The organism is Actinophytocola sp. (assembly GCF_036555685.1).
GTDB lineage: Bacteria > Actinomycetota > Actinomycetes > Mycobacteriales > Pseudonocardiaceae > Actinophytocola.
The window spans coordinates 1-16,982 of record NZ_DATBKY010000251.1 but is presented as its reverse complement, the minus strand read 5'-3'; the positions used below and the strand labels follow the sequence as shown (position 1 = coordinate 16,982).

Genomic DNA, 16,982 nt, shown 5'->3' with positions numbered 1-16,982 from the left:
CACCGTCTCCCCGTCGGAGACGACCTCGGCAGGCTTCGGCTGGGCCGGCTCGGGCGCCGCGGCGGGCTCCACCTGCGCGGGCTCGGGCTGGGGGTGGGGCTCGGACTGCGGCGGCATCGCGGCCTCACCGCCACCTGGACCTCCACCACCCGGGTAGCCACCGGTGTCTCCACCGCCAGGCCCGGGATCGCCACCGGCCTCCGGACCACCTCCGGCCGCCCCCGGCACCTGCAGCGCCGAGAACACCTGCGAGTCCGCCAGGATCCGCAGGTTCTCCAGCGCTACGTCGTACGCCTCTCCCACCGGGTCCTTCAGCTCGTCGGTGGCCACGTAGAACTCGTTGATCTTGCGGCTGATCTTACTGCGCTCCTCCTCGGAGAAGCTCAACGCCGTGTGCGCATCGCCCTCGTGGTCGCGGCCCTCCCAGTCGTGGAACCACTCATAGTTCACGCGCTGCAGCGCATGACCCATCAGGATGCTGCGAGCCATGTCCTCCTTGTCGCAGAACGCGACGCAGTGCCCGCACCACTTGAGGAACTGGATCTCCTTCTCGCCGATCTTGTACCAGTCATCCGGCGGCACGTAGCCCGAGAAGTTCAGCACCGAGCCCGTGCACTCGTCGCGGTACGCGGCGTACAGCGTGCGGATGTTGTTCACTGCCGTGGTGAAACCGTTGGCCGTCGTCTTCACCGCGATCGAGTAGTCGGCGAGGGTCTGCTCGATCTTCTCGACGGCCGCTCGGAACGAGTCGAATGACTCGCCCTTCCAGTCGTGCGCCAACCGGTCCTTGCCGCTGCGGACGACCGAGGCGATGTTGTCGATCGCAGCCGCCAGGCCGTTCAGCCGCGCGACGTCCTTCTCGATCTTCCCCCAGTTCACGCCGCCGATCTCGGCGCGCTTGTCCTTGGCGGCCGGCCTGAGCCCGAATGAGAGCTTTTCGTCGTAGGCGGGCAGCGTCTTCTCGATCGGCGTGTCCAGTGACTTGCCGATGACGTCCGAACAGTTGCCGTCCTCGCTCGTCGCGGCAACCGCCTGGTTGATCGCGGCGACGGCGTTCGGCTGGTCGAAGCTCATTCCGAGTCCCCGGTGCCGTCGACCGCCTGGATGTTCTTCAGACCGGTGGTGTCCGTCTGGATCATCAGGTCGGTGCCCTGGTTGAGCTGCGCGGCGACTTCGGCGAGGTGTGTGCCCAGCTTGCCGAGGTCTTCGGCGATCGTGCCCATGTATTTTTCGAACCTGGCGCCCTGGTCGGTCCATGACTTGCCGAAGTCGGCGGCCTTTGACGACGTCTCACCAACCGTCGACGCCACTTCGCCGACCTGACCGCTGGCGGCCGTGAACACCGCGGCGAACTCACGGATCGCCGCTGGGTCGTACTCGAAACCCTCCGGCATTTCTCCCCCTCAGTGGGTCGGACGTAACCACGAATCGTACGTCCATGGCCACTGTTAGCAACATACCGAGAGGGCCCACCACACACAGCCGGAATGGTGCAATCCCCGACGATCGGACCAGAACGTCAGCGCTGGTCAGCCCACGGAGGAGACTACGCCAACCAGGCGCTGGGCGGCGGCCTCGGCCATCTCGTGCGACGGGGCCTCCACCATCACCCGGACGAGCTGCTCCGTGCCCGACGGGCGCAGCAGGACCCGGCCCGAGTCACCCAGCTCCGCCTCGACGGCGGCGACCGCGGAGGAGACCGAGTCGGAGGTGGCGACCGCGGCCTTGTCGGCGACCTTCACGTTGACCAGGACCTGCGGCAGCCGGGTCATCACGCCGGCCAGCTCGGCGAGCGGACTCGACGTCGCGGCAACGCGGGACATCAGGCGCATCGCGGTCAGCAGGCCGTCGCCGGTCGTCGCGTACGCGGGGAGGACCACGTGCCCCGACTGCTCGCCCCCGAGGGACAGGTTCGACTCGCGCAGCTCCTCCAGCACGTACCGGTCGCCGACCGCGGTGGTCCGCAGGTCGACGTCGTGCTCGCGCATCGCGAGGTGCAGGCCCAGGTTGCTCATCACGGTCGCGACCAGCGTGTTCTGGGCGAGCTCGCCGGACTCCTTCATGGCGAGGGCCAGCACGGCCATGATCTGGTCGCCGTCGACGACCTCGCCGGACGCGTCGACCGCGAGGCAGCGGTCGGCGTCGCCGTCGTGGGCGATGCCGAGGTCGGCCTGCTCCGTGCGCACGGCCTCGCGCAGGCCGTCGAGATGCGTCGACCCGCAGCCGTCGTTGATGTTCTCCCCGTCGGGCAGCGCGTGGATCGCGATGACCTCGGCACCCGCCTCGCGGTAGGCCTGCGGCGCCGCGGCCCACGCGGCGCCGTTCGCGCAGTCGACGACCACGCGCAGCCCGTCCAGCCGGCTCGGCAGCGACTTCAGCAGGTGGGCGAGGTAGCGGTCCAGCGCGTCGCTGATGTCGTAGATCCGCCCGACGCCCGCGCCGGTCGGCCGGCTGAACGCCGCGCCGACCGCGGCCTCGATCTCGTCCTCGATCGTGTCGGGGAGCTTGTGCCCGCCGGCCGCGAAGAGCTTGATGCCGTTGTCCGGCATGGGGTTGTGCGAGGCGGAGATCATCACGCCGAGGTCGGCGCTCAGGTCGCCGACCAGGTACGCGATGGCCGGCGTCGGGAGCACACCGACCTGCATGACGTCCGCCCCCGCGGAGGTCAGGCCGGCCGCCACCGCCGCCTGCAGCATCTCCCCGCTCGCCCGCGGGTCCCGGCCGACGACCGCGACCGGGCGGTGCGAGCTGTCGTGCTCCGCGAGCACTCTCGCCGCCGCGGCGGCCACGGACAGGGCCAGCTCGGGACTCAGGTCGCCGTTGGCGAGGCCACGAACCCCGTCGGTTCCGAACAGGCGCGCCATGTGGGGAGAACCTCCAAGGAGGGGGAAGCAACGAACGCCACGTCCGGTGCATCGTTCGCACCGGACGTGGCGTTCATCGCATGGCTGTAGCGTGACCTCTCGGTACCGGTCAGCGCTTGCTGTACTGAGGCGCCTTCCGGGCCTTCTTCAGGCCGTACTTCTTGCGCTCCTTGACCCGCGGGTCGCGGGTGAGGAAGCCGGCCTTCTTCAGCGCCGGCCGGTCCTCGCTGTCGAGCTCGATCAGCGCGCGAGCGATCGCGAGGCGCAGCGCTCCGGCCTGGCCGGTGATCCCGCCGCCCTTGAGGTTCGCGCGGACGTCGTACGCCTCGGGCTTCTCGAGGATGACCAGCGGCTCGCGGATGAGCTGCTGGTGCACCTTGTTCGGGAAGTAGTCCTCGAGCGACTTGCCGTTCAGCAGGAACTTCCCGGTACCGGCGGTGAGGCGGACGCGGACGACGGCCTCCTTGCGGCGGCCGACCGTCTGCGCGGTCTCCCCGGTCACGCGCGGCGTGGCGGGCTTGGCCACCGGCTCGGCGGCGCTGGTCTCAGGGGTGGTCAACGACTTCCTCGCTTCGTGCTGGTGGCCGGATTACCGGCTGACCTTGGCGATCTCGAACGGCTTGGGCTGCTGGGCTGCGTGCGGGTGGTCCGGGCCTGCGTAGACCTTCAGCTTCTTGCCCTGCGCGCGGCCGAGCTTGTTCTTCGGCAGCATGCCCTTGACGACCTTCTCCAGCAGCCGCTCCGGACGGGTGTCCAGCAGCTCGCCGAACGACTGCTTGCGCAGGCCGCCCGGGTAGCCGCTGTGCCGGTAGGCGAAGGCCTGGTCGCGCTTGTTCCCGGTCAGCACGACCTTCTCCGCGTTCACGATGATGACGAAGTCGCCGGTGTCGACGTGCGGCGCGAAGGTGGGCTTGTGCTTGCCGCGCAGCAGTGCGGCGACATGCGAGGCAAGCCGGCCGAGCACCACGTCCTCGGCGTCGATGACATGCCAGGTGCGAGCCACCTCACCGGGCTTCGGGCTGTACGTGCGCACGGATCTACCTCGTCGTCATTTGCGTCTGGGTGCCTGCGCGGGCCTGCGCGGGCACGTGCCCACGCCGCGCAACAACTCCTAGAAGATACCTGGCCCGTTCGAACAGGGTCAAAGCGCCCCCCTTACCGGGTCTCACCCCGGCGGAGCGGTGGCGGCGCTACGGTTTCTCCGCACGCAAGAGTACGTGGCCGGAGGGGTGTCATGGCGATCCGACGACCGGGGCGCGTCGCTGTGCTCGCCGTCGTGCTGCTCACCGCGAGCGCGTGCGCGCAGGCGACCTCCGGCACGCCGCGGCCCGATGCCGCCGCCTCGGACGAGATCCTCGTCAAGGCCGGGTACAAAGCCTTCCGGGAGCACTTCGAGAACCTCGGCGACGAGCACGCGAAGGTCTACAACTTCCTCAACTACGGCGACACCGAGCTGAAGACCGAGCACGAGTCCTACAAGTACGGTGACCCGCCGATCACCGTGCTGGAGCGGCACCGCCCGCCGACCGACGATCGTTCCGCGGTCCTGCACCCGCCGAACGATCCGTACGACTACGTGCGCCTGGACCAGCAGCACGCGAACCTGGCGCGCACACCGTGGGTGGCGACGCCGACCCTGTACCGGGACGGCTTCGAGACCTGCTTCCTGCTGACGGCCTGGCTCGCGTGCCACCTGGACAACGCGATCGCGCAGACCAGGGCGACGGCGCAGGACAAGCCGCGGGAACGGGCGCGGCGCACCGGCGACGGCGTCGAGGTGACCACCGGCGCGCAGCTCGGCCTGATGATCGACGAGGGGTTCATCGGCATACCGGCCGACGAGGAGGCCGACGTGTCCGCACAGATGCGTGACCAGCTCGTACCGGTGACGATCAAGCTCGACGCCGACATGAAGTTCACCGGGTTCGAGATCCGCGGCAAGGTCGACGACGGCAAGTCCGAGCCGCTGGAGCTGCAGATCGGCTACGAGGTGGTCGGCGAGGCGACCCCGCACGACTTCCCCGACAAGCCGGCCGCGAGCGAGACCACGACGATCAGTGACCCGGCCAAGGCGGAGAAGTTCTGGGACGCCTTCAACTCGAGCCCGGCGACGGGCTGACGACCGAAAGGTTCGACCTCTGGGACTGGTCCGGACCACGAACGCGCAGGTCCAGACCTCCCGATGCGGCACTACATCTCGTCCACTGTGGATTGTTTATATTTGTACCACTGGAGACAGCTGTGGGGCCCGGGAGATGCTCCCGGGCCCCACGGCAAGTCGAGCGCCTCGGCTCAGCCTCCCCAGCGACCGGCGTTCGTCGCCTCGCCCTGGCGGTAGTCGTCGGCGGCGTTCGCGACGGCGGTACCGATGGCGGCGAGCACCTGCTGCAGGTCGGCGGCCGCACGGTCCCACTTCTGCTGGTGGACGTTGTAGTTCTCGGCGGCGTTACCGGTCCAGCTGCTCACCAGCGGCTGGAGGTAGGACTTCAGGTCGTCCAGCGCGCCCTGCACGCGGCCGGCCTGGGTGCTGATGTTTCCGGCTGCGGCTTCGAGGCCGCCGAACGTAACCTTGATCGGGCCGTCAGGCATTTGTGATTCCCCTTGTCTCAGGTCTGATTTTCTAGCTGGCTACGGGACTGCGATGGACGGTTGGGCTCAGCCCTCGAGCTGGGCGGACAGGTTGCCGAACGACGACTGCTTCGACTCTTCCTGCGCCTGGTAGGTGCCACCGGCGGCACCCAGCTGCTCGGCGATCGCCTCGAGCGCGTCGTTGAGGGCCTTCTGGTCGGTCTGGAAGCGCGCCATCATGTTGTTGAACGCCGTGGCGGCGGTACCGGTCCACTGACCCGCCAGACCGGCGACCTGGTCCATGACCTGCTTCAGGATGTTGTCGACGTCCTCCCGGACGCCCATGACCCGCGCCTGAGCGTTGGTGAAGTCCTCAATTGTCCCTGTGTAACCATCAGGCATTGGGAGCTGCCCCCTTCATAGGTTTCTTGGTCGGGCCGTACGGTTCTTGGTTCGTACGCCTCTTGCGACGTAGACCCTGCCATGTCCGGTTCCACGTTGTCGCCACCTGATCGGAGGTCGTTGCGAGCGTGAACGCCCGGTCACGCTGAGATCAGCGACAGTGGCGAATGGACTGGCCGGTAGCCAGAACCGCTTCGCCATAACGACGTTTGCCGTCGCAATGCCGAAATCTGGCGCTCTAGCTGGGCTTTTTGTCGTCGGACGGTTCGAAGACCGAGTCCGGCAAGGGATCCGGACGGTAGGATTCGACGGTCACGTCGAAGAGGATTCGCTGTTGCGAAAAGTCCTCGGTCTCGCCTCCCGATCGCATGGCCGGTGTTACCGGTGAATCGATCCCGGTGCGCGCCGATTCATCGGAGGTCTGGTCCACTGCCGGTTTGGCGGCCGCCGGCTCGTCCTGCTTGTCGATGTCGTACAGCACCTGGTGCTGCGAGAAGTCCTCGTCCTCGTGCTGCTGGGGCCGGACCTGCTCGGCCGGGCGGGCGGTCAGCTCGTCCGCATCCGGCAGGTCCTCGACGGGCAAGTCGTTGGCGTTGCGGAACTTCTCCGCCTCGGCCTTCGCCTCGGCGCTGGTCGGCCGGACCTGGGTCCGGCGCAGCCGCAACCGGCCGGTCCGTGCCTGGTCGGCCAGGTCGTCTGTGCCCCGGCGGAAGTCCGCGGACTGCTCCCGCGCCTCCGCCGCCGCCCGGCGAGCCCTGGTGAGTGCGGCCTCGACCTCGGCCTTGAAACGCGCCGTCGCCGCGCGGAAACCGCCGTCCTGCCCCGTCATGTCGGCACCTCCGCCGCGAGCGTAGCTCAGCCGGTCACCGTGAGGGTCCGGACGATCGTCTCGCAGGCGGCGGCCACGTCGTCCACCCCGGCGCCGCCGTCCGCGGCCTGGCAGCCGATGCTGACCTGCGTTCGGCCCTCGAACACGACGTACCAGTTCACCGAGGCGTCGGCGAGCCGCTCGCGGTAGCGGATGACGTCGCGGCCGGCGTAGCTCGCCTGGTCGTCGAAGTCCGTGTACGCGTCGCCTGCCCGTTCGTACTCGGTGCGCAGCCGGTCCACGGCGCGGGAGCGGTCGGTGGAGCTGTCGAAGGCGAGCCGCTTCTCCTCGACGAGGACGCGGTCGTCGCCGCTCTCCCGGCCGGTGGGCTTGAGCTCGGTGCGCAGCAGGTCGGCGTCGCCGCCGGTCTGCAGCCAGCCGTGGGGCAGAGCGAACTGGTACTCGTACTGCGCGATGACGCGGCTCGGGGACGGGCTGGGCGAGGTCGGCCTGGCTTGGGGTTCCGGTCCGCTGTCGGCGAGCGCGACGACGAGCACGATGACGGCCACGACGACAAGGAGCGCGCCGCCGGCGATCAGCAGGGCGGTCCGGCTGGTCGTGCTCGCCTGTGTTGGCGCGGGTGGCGGGGGCGCCGGTGGCCTGATCGGTGGCGCCGCCGGCCGTGGTGGCGGTTTCGGCGCGGGCGGCTCGTCGCCGATCGCGAGCAGGGCGCCGCGGGCCACGACGGTCTCCGGCTGGTCGAGCGAGGTCGGCATGACGCCGGTGCGCTGGTGCACGAGCCGGGAGACGAGCGGGATCCGGCTCGACCCGCCGACGAGGAAGATGCCGGACAGGTCGGTGGCCTTGAGGCCGGCATCGCGGATCGCCGACACGGTGAGCTCGGCGGCGCGGTCCAGCTGTTCGGTGACGAGCCGCTCGAGGTCGAGGCGGGTGACGTGCGCGTCGGCGAACGGTGGCGGCATCGGGATGTCGGTGTAGGTGTGGCGGGAGAGGGTCTCCTTGGCGCCGCGGACGTCCTGGTGGATGACGCGCCGGCGGCGCCGGTCGGGGAGCTCGCGGCCTTCGATGAGCTCGCGCCAGGCGTCTTCGTCGGTGCCGCTGACCACGGAGCCGACGTGGTCGAGGAGGAGCTGGTCGACGTCCGCGCCGCCGAAGCTCGGGTCGCCGCGAGTGGCGAGGACCTGGAACGGGGTGCGCCCCGGGGTCTTGCGCACGACGCTGACGTCGATCGTCCCGCCCCCGAGGTCGAGGACGGCGAGCGTGCGGCCGACCGGGCGTCCGCCGGTCCAGTCCTCCGGGAAGGTCGCCGCGTGGAAGACGGCCGCCGCGACGGGCTCCGGAATGATCACGATGCGCTTGCCCAGCCCGGTCGCCGCCAGCCGCAGCACGCTGGTGCGGACGCTGCCCCAGTCGGCGGGATGCGTGAGCACGAGCAGATCGGCGGCCGCTCCGCCGGCGACGCGCCGCGCCTCGCTGACGGCACGGTTGAGCACGGCCCTGATCACGTCGCGGACGGGGACCACGGTGGCCCCGAGGAGCAGCTCGGTCTCGTCGATCCGCCTCTTGGGATGCGGTTCGTAACGTGAGGGATCAACGGCCGCCTGCCGATCAGCCTCCTGCCCGACGAACAAGGTGCCATCAGCGGCGGCGTACACGGCGGAAGACATCAGCGGACTGCCGTCGACGGCAACGACCTGCGGCTCCCGCCCGCGCACGGAGATCGCAATGCAGGTGCTGGAAGTCCCGAAGTCAACAGCGACCCGCAGTGTCATCCCCACCCCCTTGACCGTCGCTTCGTCGCTGCCCAACACCCTGCCACCCCCACCCTCCGACGGGAAACGCAGCCACGGGAGAGCCGGAGTGCTGGAGTCCCGGCGAGGCACGCGCGACGGGCGGCAAGGAACCGAGGGACCGGGACGAGCGCCGGGCGGGGCGACCAGGCCAACGAGCCGACTGACCGACCAGGCACAAAACCGCCGACGACCGAACCCGGCAACCTGACGGCACCACCAACAAGAACCCGGCCGCTGGCGCGCGCCCCGGCTCCCGATCACGAGCCGGGGACCAATGCGCCAGGCGATCAGATTTCTGGCTGAATCCAGGCCACCTGCATCAGCTGCTGCCCCATCTTGCGGCTGACGATCGTGCCTCGGCCGGGTGGCATGGCGCTTGGCTTGACCGTGCCGATCAAGGCGCCCTCGTCCTTGCTGCCGCTGCCCTGCAGGCCCGGGCTGGCGATCTCCTTCAGCTTGCCCAGCACCGGGTCGTACATGGCTCGCGAGGCGCCACCTGTGCGGCGCGTCGCGATGATGTGCATGCCCACGTCCTTCGCCTGTGGGATGAACTCGTTCAGCGGCTGCAGGGGGTTGTTGCCCTGCGGGCACACCAGGTCGTAGTCGTCGACCACCACGAACAGCTCCGGGCCCTTCCACCACGACCGGTTGCGCAGCTGCTCCTGCGTCACGTCCGGCCCCGGCAAGCGCTTGCGCATCGAGCCGGTGATCTCCTGGATCATGCCCGTCAGCTGGTTGCTCGACACGGCATAGCCGAGCAGGTGGTCCGTCTTGATGAACCCCAGCATCGTGCGCCGGTAGTCGATCAGCAGGATCAGCGCTTCCTTCTTCGTGTACCGGTCGCAGATGCCCTGCACGATCGTGCGCAGCAGGTTCGTCTTGCCGGACTCGCCGTCCATCAGGGCGTAGAAGTGCGGGTCCGCGTCGAAGTCCAGGTACACCGGCGACAGCGAGTCCTCGTTGACGCCGATCGGAATGGCCCGCCCCGGATGCTGGCCGTCGAGCGACAGCAGCTCCTCGTACGGCAGCACCTCCGGCAGCAACCGGACCTTCGGCGCGTGCTGACCGCGCCACGACCCGCTGATCTTGGCGATCGCGTCCTGCACCCCGGCCGCCACGTCCTGCGCGTTGCTCGAACCGTCGATGCGCGGCAGGCCCACGAGGAAGTGCAGCTTGTCGCGGGACAGGCCCCGACCGGGCTGTCCCGCCGGGACGTTCACCGCGACCCTGCGGTCCACTTCGGACTCACTCGGGTCACCCAGGCGCAGCTCGAACCGCGTGCCCAGAAGGTCCTTGAGCGCCGGGCGGATCTCCGCCCACCGGTTCGCCGAGACGATCAGGTGCACGCCGTACGACAGTCCCTGCGCGGCGATGTTGAGCACCTGCGGCTCGATCAGCTCGAACTCGTGCCGGAAGTTCAGCCAGCCGTCGATGATCAGGAAGACGTCGCCGAACTTGTCCTCCTTCAGCTCGCCACGCCGCTTGCGGTTGCGGAAGTCGGTCATCGAGTCGATGGCCATGTCCCGGAACAGCTGCTCCCGCTCGGCCATGACCGTGCTGACCTCGGCGACCATGCGGCGCACCTTGTCCGGGTCGAGCCGGCCGGCCACGCCACCGACGTGCGGCAGCGCCTGCAGCGTGCCGAGCGTGCCGCCACCGAGGTCGACGCAGTAGAACTGCGCCTCCTCCGCCGTGTGCGTCAGCGCCATCGACATGACCAGCGTGCGCAGCAGCATCGACTTGCCGGCCTGCGGACCGCCCGCGACCGCGGCGTGCCCGGCCGCACCGGAGAAGTCCGCCCACAGCAGGTCGCGCCGCTGCTCGTACGGCTTGTCGATCAGGCCGAGCGGCGGCTGCAGCCGGCCGTTGCCGAAGAACCCGACCGGCGACAGCCCGCGGTCCTCGGTCGGCTGCAGCGGCGGCAGCAACGTGTCCAACGAGTTCGGCGTGTCCAGCGGCGGCAGCCAGACCTCGTGCGCGGGCGGGCCCTGGCCGACGAGCCGGCCGACGACGACGTCGAGCTCGCTCGGCTCGGTCGGCGCGCTGCTCTCCAGCCGGCGCTCCTCACGCGGCTGCTCGGCCTGAACCTCCGGCTCCTTGGGCATCTCCACGATGTCCGGCACGAACAGCTTCGCCCGCCGGTCGCCGGTGATCGGCGCGGCCGGGCCGACCGCGCCCTGGATGCCGGCCGGCCGGTACGGCCCGGACACGTACGCGGCCTTGAACCGCTTCATCGTGGACGTGTCGAACTTCAGGTAGCCCGAGCCCGGCACCGACGGCAGCTCGAACGCGTCCGGCACGCCGATCGCCGCGCGGGACTCCGCCGCGGAGAACGTCTTCAGACCGATCCGGTAGGACAGGTGCGAGTCCAGGCCACGCAGCTTGCCCTCCTCCAGGCGCTGCGACGCGAGCAGCATGTGCATCTGCAGCGAGCGGCCCAGCCGGCCGATCGCGACGAACAGGTCGATGAAGTCCGGCTTGGCCGACAGCAGCTCGGAGAACTCGTCGACCACGATGAAGAGCGCGGGCAGCGGGTCGAGGTCCGCGCCGTTCTCCCGGGCGCGCTCGTACTCCCAGACGTTCTTGAAGTTACCGCCGTTCTTCAGCGCCTCCTGCCGCCGGTTCATCTCACCGGCGAGCGCGTCCTTCATGCGGTCGACGAGGGTCAGCTGGTCGGCCAGGTTGGTGATGACCGCGGCGACGTGCGGCGCGGCGTCCAGCCCCAGGAACGTCGCGCCACCCTTGAAGTCGACGAGGACGAAGTTGAGCGTGGCCGACGAGTGCGTGCACAGCATGCCGAGCACGAGCGTGCGCAGGAACTCCGACTTACCGGAACCGGTGGCGCCGATGCACAGGCCGTGCGGGCCCATGCCCTCCATGGCCGCTTCCTTGATGTCCAGCTCGACGGACTCGCCGTGCTCGCCCACGCCGAACGGCACCCGGTAGCGGTCCCGGATCGGCCGTGGCCGCCAGGCCTGCTGGACGTCGAAGGTCATCGGGTCGCCCGGGATGCCGAGCAGCTCCAGCAGCGACGGGTTGGTCAGCAGCGGCTCCTCGCCGCCGTCGTCGGCCGCCGCGGCACCCAGCCGGTACGGCGACAGCTTGCGGGCCAGCGCCTCCGCCTCGGCGACGGTCATGAAGTCCGGCTTGGCGAACCACTCCACGCCGCTCGCGCTGCGGGCGCCGAGCCGGTCCGGCTCGACCACGAGCCGCAGGCCGCGGCGGGCGGTCAGGTTGCCGAGGCACTCGGACAGGTCCAGCAGCGTGACGCCGACGAGTCCCTCCTGGAGGATGATCTCCTCGTCGCGCGTGACCTCGCCGTCGTCGAGCACGATCAGCACCTGCGGCTGGTCGGGCTGCGGCGGCGCGTTGCGCGTGAACCGCTGCCGGTCGCGCAGCTCCTCGTCGAGCCAGTCCTGCACCTGCTTGAGCGAGCCGGCCATCATCCGCAGCTGGCCGATGCCGTCGACCATCGTGGGGTGCTGCACGTGCGGCAGCCACTTCGCCCACTCCCACTCCTCCTTGGCCCGGCCGGAGGTGACGACCGCGACCAGCACGTCGTCGGGGGTGTGGAACGTGACGAGCTGGCCGATCAGCGCGCGGGCGAGGCCACGGGTGAGGTGCTTCTCACCGGACAGGCCGACCGCGGCGAACCCGCGGATCGCGATCTGGATGGGCAGCTCGGGGACGATCGAGTGGGCCCGGACGAACCGGCGCAGCGCCAGCGTGGCGATCGGCTCGAGCTCGTCGACGGGACCGGTCTGCGGCGGCACCAGGCGGGTGGCGAGCCGCTGGCTGCCGCGGCCGGCCCGCAAATGGCAGAAGTCCGGATCGGACTGGCGGCGCTCCCACATCCGGCGGCTGGTGGCCATCGACCACAGCGCCTGCGGGTCGGGGTGCACCCACTCCAGCGCGGCCCGCTGGTCCAGCGACGCCTCGCGGGCCCGGTCGCGCATCTGGCCGAGGTAGCGCAGGTAGTCCTTGCGGTCCTCGTTCATCTCGGCCTTCTTCTGGCCGCCACCGCGCCCCTGGCCGAACATGCCGACCATCGAGAACATCATCATCATCGGGAAGAGGAGGCTGATCGGGTTGCGCCCGGCCGGCCCGCCCGCGGTGAACAGCAGCGCGACCATGCCGAGCATCGCGACGATCATGATGACCGGCATCAGCTTCATCAGGATGTTGCCGGGGATGACGCGGGGAACCTCGGGCGGCGGCTCCAGGTGAACCTCTCCGCCGGGCTGACGTGGTGCCGCCAGCCGGGCCGAGCGCTTGAACTGCACAGTACTCACCGGAGTACGCCCCCGTACGTTCTCGAACTGCCAGGACCTCTTCATTTACCGGAACCGGCGGACACGCCGAAACCGGTACGGCCATACTAGGGGCCGCCACCGACAGCCAGGGGTGGTTATCGAAGACAGGTCGGGAGGGGCGCGTGGCAACCGGGACGACGGTGTTCAGCCGGGTGACGGTGGTGGCACCGAGAACACGGATCGACGTCGCGCTCCCGGCCGGAGTGGCGGTCGCCGACCTGCTCCCCATGCTGCTGGAGATGGCCAAGGAGGCCACCCCGGACGGCGGCGCCCGGCACGGCGGCTGGTGCCTGGCCAAGCTCGGCGACGCCCCGCTGGACCCGAGCCGCACGCTCGCCTCGCTCGGCGTGCTCGACGGCGAGCTGCTGCAGCTGCGCCGCCGCACGGAGAACCCGCCGCCACCGCTGTACGACGACGTGGTCGACGCGATCGCGGAAGCCTCGCCGGACAGCTACCGGCCGTGGACCAAGCAGACCGCCCGGCGCATCGGCTTCGTCGCGGGTGCCCTCGCGCTCATCCTCGCCGCGGTCACCGTCTACATGGCAGGGCCCGCGTACTTCGGCTCGGCGATCGGCGCCGCGGTCACCGCGGGCGCCGCGGCGATCGGCGCGGTCGTGCTCGGCGCGGTCATCGCCCGCGCCTACCAGGAGGAGACCACGGGCGTGCTCATCGCCGCGGCGGGCGGCCTGCCGATGGCGTTCGTGGCCGGCATATACATCGTGCCCGGCTCCGCCGGGCGGGCTAGCCTGCTCCTGGCGAGCGCGCTGGTACTGATCGTCGCCTCGGCGTCGATCATGCTCATCGGGGCCGGCATCACGACGTTCGTCGCGGCCGGCACCGCCGCGCTGATCGGCACGATCGCCTTCGCGATCGCCACCCTGATCGCGCACCCGGCCGAGGGCATCGCCGCCGGGACGGCCGCGGTGTCGCTCGCCGGCCTGTCCGTGCTGCCGCGGCTGACCATCCAGCTCGCCCGCCTGCCGCTGCCGAACGTGCCGGGCAGCGCGGAGGACCTCAAGGAGGACCAGGGCTTCCCGGACTATCGCTCGATCGAGCGGCGGGCCGGCCTCGCGCACGAGTACATGACCGGCATGATCATCGGCTGCGGTGTCGCGGCCGCGATCGCGGCGATCATCACCGCCGGCAAGGGTGACGTGTGGGCGATCAGCATGGCCATCGCGTCGACGCTGGTGCTGCTGCTGCGCGCGCGCACCTACGCCAACGGCAGCCAGGCGATCGCGCTGCTCGCGACCGGCATGCTGTCCGCGGCCGGCATCATGGTCGGCTGGCTGGTCTCCTCGAGCCCGAACGACCGCCTGCTGTGGGTGTTCGGCTCGTGCCTGCTGCTCGGCGCCGCCGCGCTGGTGCTCGGCGTGATCTTCCCGGAGCAGCGGTTCTCCCCGCCGCTGCGGCGCACCGTGGAGATCATCGAGGCCATCTGCATCGCGGTGCTGCTACCCCTCGCGCTCGCCGTGATGAACCTCTACAGCACGCTCCGGCACGTCGACCTGCTGCCCAACTGATCGTGCGTGCGAGCCTGACCCGCCGCCTGTCCGTCACCGCGGCCGCCGCGTTGCTGGCCGTCGCGGTACCCGCCGCGCCGGCGGCGAGTGCTCAGCCCGAGTCGGACCCGGGCGAGCCGGCCGGGCAGACGGGCAGCGGGCCCGCCCCGCCGCCGCCCGAGGGCAAGGTCAAGCCGAAGGACAACGGCCAGCCGGACCTGCCGTACACGCCCAAGTCGCAGGCCGTCTGCGCCGGCGAGCTGCGGTTCCTCCAGCCGGCGTCGACGATCCCGTGGGCACAGAACGTCCTGCAGTTCGACGAGCTGAACCGCTTCGCCACAGGTGCCGGCCAGACCGTCGCGGTGATCGACACCGGCGTGAACCCGCACGAGTTCCTCGGCAACCGGCTCGCCGGAGGCGGCGACTACGTCGAACGCGGGGGCGACGGGCTGCGCGACTGCGACGGGCACGGCACGGAGGTGGCCGGCATCATCGCGGCGAAGCCGAAGGACGACTCGATCGGCTTCCGCGGGATCGCCCCCGACGCGAAGATCCTCAGCATCCGCCAGTCCAGCGACTACTACGAGTACAAGCCGCCGAACCCGAACGACCGCAGCGACAAGGCGGGCAGCCTCACCACGCTCGCCAGGGCGATCGTCCACGCGGCGGACCGGAACGTCGACGTGATCAACATGTCCGTCGACACCTGCCGCACGGCGGACAAGCCGATCACGCCCGAGGAGCGGAACCTGCAGCAGGCGCTGAGGTACGCGGTCGAGGACCGGGACGTGGTCGTCGTGGCGTCGGCCGGCAACATTCCGAGCGCCAAATGCCCGTACCAGAACAGCAACGACCCGAAGCACCCGACCTACATCGTCAGCCCGCCGTGGTTCTCCGACTACGTGCTCTCGGTCGCGGCGGTGAACACCGGAGGCACCGCGGCGGAGTTCTCGATGCACGGCCCGTGGGTGAGCGTGGCCGCCCCCGGTACCGCGCTCATCTCGCTGAACCCGGGCGGCGGCGAGCTGCTGACCGATCGGAGCGTGAACTCGCAGCACCAGGAGGGCTCGATCCAGGGCACGAGCTTCGCCGCGCCGTACGTCGCCGGGCTGGCCGCGCTGATCCGGGAGGCCGCCGAGAAGGCGGGCAACCCGTTGACCGCCAGGGAGGTCATGGACCGGATCAAGCGCACGGCCTCGCACCCGGCCGGTCCGGGCGGGCGCAACAGCCAGATCGGCTACGGCATGATCAACCCGGTCGGCGCGCTGACCGCCAAGATCCCCGGCCAGGACGGCATCACCGGCGACGAGGCGATCGACCTGCCATACCAGGTGCCGCCGGCGCGCGAGCGCAACTGGACGCCCGAGCGAGTGGCCGTCATCGGCTCCGCGGGCGGGCTAGGGCTGCTCTTGCTGACCCTGTTCATCGTCCACACGGTCCGCCGCCAGCGACGCGACCGACCCGGCCCCGCATGACCGCGAAGGAGTCGCCGGCCATGGCAGTCACCCGAACCCGGCGGATGTGCTCGGTGCTCGCCGTGCTGCTCCTGCTCGCGACCGCACCCGCGGTGAGCCCGTCGGTGGCGATGGCCCAGCCGTCCACCGAGGCGCCGTCGGAACCGTCCGACCCGTCCGTTCCGCCGCAGGACACCGGCTTCGCGAAGCCGCCGCCGCTGCCGCCGGACTTCCCGGTGCCGACCGACGACGGCAAGCCGGACAAGGCGTACGTGCAGAAGACGCAGTGCGTGGCCTCCAGCGGATCGACGGTCGAGCTGCGCACCAAGCCGTGGGGCCAGGACGTGCTGCGCTTCGACGAGCTCGGCAGGTTCGCGACCGGCAAGCGGCAGACGGTCGCGGTGATCGACACCGGGGTATCGCCGCACGACTACCTCGGCAACCGGCTCACGGGCGGCGGCGACTACGTCTTCGCGAAGGACAACGGCCTCAGGGACTGCGACGGGCACGGCACCGAGGTCGCCGGCATCATCGCGGCGAACCCGAGGCGCGCCGACATCGGCTTCCGCGGGATCGCGCCGGACGCGAAGATCCTGAGCATCCGGCAGTCCAGCGCCAACTACAAGTTCGAGGACCAGAAGGACCGGAACAACAGCGTCGAGTCCGCCGGCAACCTGGGCACGCTCGCGAAGGCGATCCGCCGGGCCGCGGACGCCGGCGCGACGGTCATCAACATGTCGGTCGACAGCTGCCGGCCGACCGCGTCGGGCGGGATCACCGACGCGGAGCGGCAGGTGCAGGCGGCGCTGCGGTACGCGGTCGAGACGAAGAACGTCGTCGCCGTGGCGTCGGCGGGCAACCGCGGCGAGAACAACTGCACCGACCAGAACAGCGCCGACCCGAAGAACCCGACCTACATCGTGACGCCGCCGTGGTTCTCCGACTACGTGCTCTCGGTGGCCGCGATGGAGAGCAACGGCGACCCGGCGGAGTTCTCGATCCAGGGTCCGTGGGTCAGCGTGGCCGCACCCGGCACCCGGATCATCTCGCTCGACCCGGCCAACCCGCAGGGCCTCGCGAACGAGACGATCAACAGCCAGGGCCAGCGGTCGGCGATCCAGGGCACGAGCTTCGCGGCGCCGTACGTGTCAGGCTTGGTCGCGCTGGTCCGCGACCGTTTCCCGGACCTGTCGGCAAAGCAGGTCATGAACCGCATCAAGCAGACGGCGTCACACCCGGCGGCGGCGGGCGGCCACA

The 16,982-nt window shown here is 70.3% G+C and carries 14 protein-coding genes; 4 read left to right on the top strand and 10 right to left on the bottom strand.

The genetic code is table 11. The annotated features are described in order from the left end of the window. The 5 genes from VH969_RS25435 to rplM form a co-directional block, all read right to left on the bottom strand. A partial coding sequence (locus tag VH969_RS25435) for a WXG100 family type VII secretion target (protein WP_414638619.1) occupies positions 1-1,074 on the bottom strand: 1,074 nt, incomplete at its 3' end. Then, a complete protein-coding gene (locus VH969_RS25430; RefSeq protein ID WP_331978552.1) occupies positions 1,071-1,394 on the bottom strand; it encodes a WXG100 family type VII secretion target in 324 nt (107 codons plus the stop codon). The genes VH969_RS25430 and VH969_RS25435, both read right to left, overlap by 4 nt. Positions 1,395-1,529: 135 nt before the next feature. Continuing rightward, positions 1,530-2,864: a phosphoglucosamine mutase gene (glmM, locus tag VH969_RS25425; protein ID WP_331978550.1), complete on the bottom strand. Its 1,335-nt coding sequence runs from the start codon at positions 2,862-2,864 to the stop codon at positions 1,530-1,532. A 109-nt stretch (positions 2,865-2,973) separates the two neighbouring features. Continuing rightward, a complete protein-coding gene (rpsI, locus tag VH969_RS25420; RefSeq protein WP_414638618.1) occupies positions 2,974-3,423 on the bottom strand; it encodes a 30S ribosomal protein S9 in 450 nt (149 codons plus the stop codon). 30 nt (positions 3,424-3,453) lie between these two features. Further along, complete coding sequence (rplM, locus tag VH969_RS25415) at positions 3,454-3,897, bottom strand: 50S ribosomal protein L13 (protein WP_331978548.1); 444 nt, start codon at positions 3,895-3,897, stop codon at positions 3,454-3,456. 201 nt (positions 3,898-4,098) lie between these two features. On the opposite strand from rplM, the gene VH969_RS25410 reads away from it, so the two are divergent. Then, positions 4,099-4,983, top strand: a complete 885-nt coding sequence (locus tag VH969_RS25410; RefSeq protein ID WP_331978546.1) for a hypothetical protein — start codon at positions 4,099-4,101, stop codon at positions 4,981-4,983. 173 nt (positions 4,984-5,156) lie between these two features. Here VH969_RS25410 and VH969_RS25405 read toward each other — a convergent pair whose 3' ends face one another. The 5 genes from VH969_RS25405 to eccCa all read right to left on the bottom strand — a co-directional run bounded on the left by VH969_RS25405 (position 5,157) and on the right by eccCa (position 12,748). Further along, positions 5,157-5,453: a WXG100 family type VII secretion target gene (locus tag VH969_RS25405; protein WP_331978544.1), complete on the bottom strand. Its 297-nt coding sequence runs from the start codon at positions 5,451-5,453 to the stop codon at positions 5,157-5,159. A gap of 66 nt (positions 5,454-5,519) precedes the next feature. Next, a complete protein-coding gene (locus VH969_RS25400) occupies positions 5,520-5,834 on the bottom strand; it encodes a WXG100 family type VII secretion target (RefSeq protein WP_331978542.1) in 315 nt (104 codons plus the stop codon). Positions 5,835-6,072: 238 nt separating this feature from the next. Further along, positions 6,073-6,663 carry a hypothetical protein gene (locus VH969_RS25395; RefSeq protein WP_331978540.1) on the bottom strand — a complete coding sequence of 197 codons (591 nt, stop codon included), beginning with the start codon at positions 6,661-6,663 and terminating at the stop codon, positions 6,073-6,075. Positions 6,664-6,689: 26 nt separating this feature from the next. Next, entirely contained in the window at positions 6,690-8,435 is a 1,746-nt protein-coding gene (locus VH969_RS25390; protein ID WP_331978538.1) for a type VII secretion-associated protein, read from the bottom strand. Between the two features lie 308 nt (positions 8,436-8,743). Continuing rightward, positions 8,744-12,748 (bottom strand): type VII secretion protein EccCa, encoded by a 4,005-nt coding sequence (gene eccCa / locus VH969_RS25385; protein ID WP_331978536.1) that lies wholly within the window; start codon positions 12,746-12,748, stop codon positions 8,744-8,746. 143 nt (positions 12,749-12,891) lie between these two features. On the opposite strand from eccCa, the gene eccD reads away from it, so the two are divergent. The 3 genes from eccD to mycP (VH969_RS25370) all read left to right on the top strand — a co-directional run. Further along, complete coding sequence (gene eccD, locus VH969_RS25380; RefSeq protein ID WP_331978534.1) at positions 12,892-14,292, top strand: type VII secretion integral membrane protein EccD; 1,401 nt, start codon at positions 12,892-12,894, stop codon at positions 14,290-14,292. 2 nt (positions 14,293-14,294) lie between these two features. Then, positions 14,295-15,746 carry a type VII secretion-associated serine protease mycosin gene (gene mycP, locus VH969_RS25375; RefSeq protein WP_331978532.1) on the top strand — a complete coding sequence of 484 codons (1,452 nt, stop codon included), beginning with the start codon at positions 14,295-14,297 and terminating at the stop codon, positions 15,744-15,746. Between the two features lie 20 nt (positions 15,747-15,766). Continuing rightward, positions 15,767-16,982, top strand: a 1,216-nt coding sequence (gene mycP / locus VH969_RS25370) for a type VII secretion-associated serine protease mycosin (RefSeq protein ID WP_331978530.1), incomplete at its 3' end; no start/stop codon positions are given.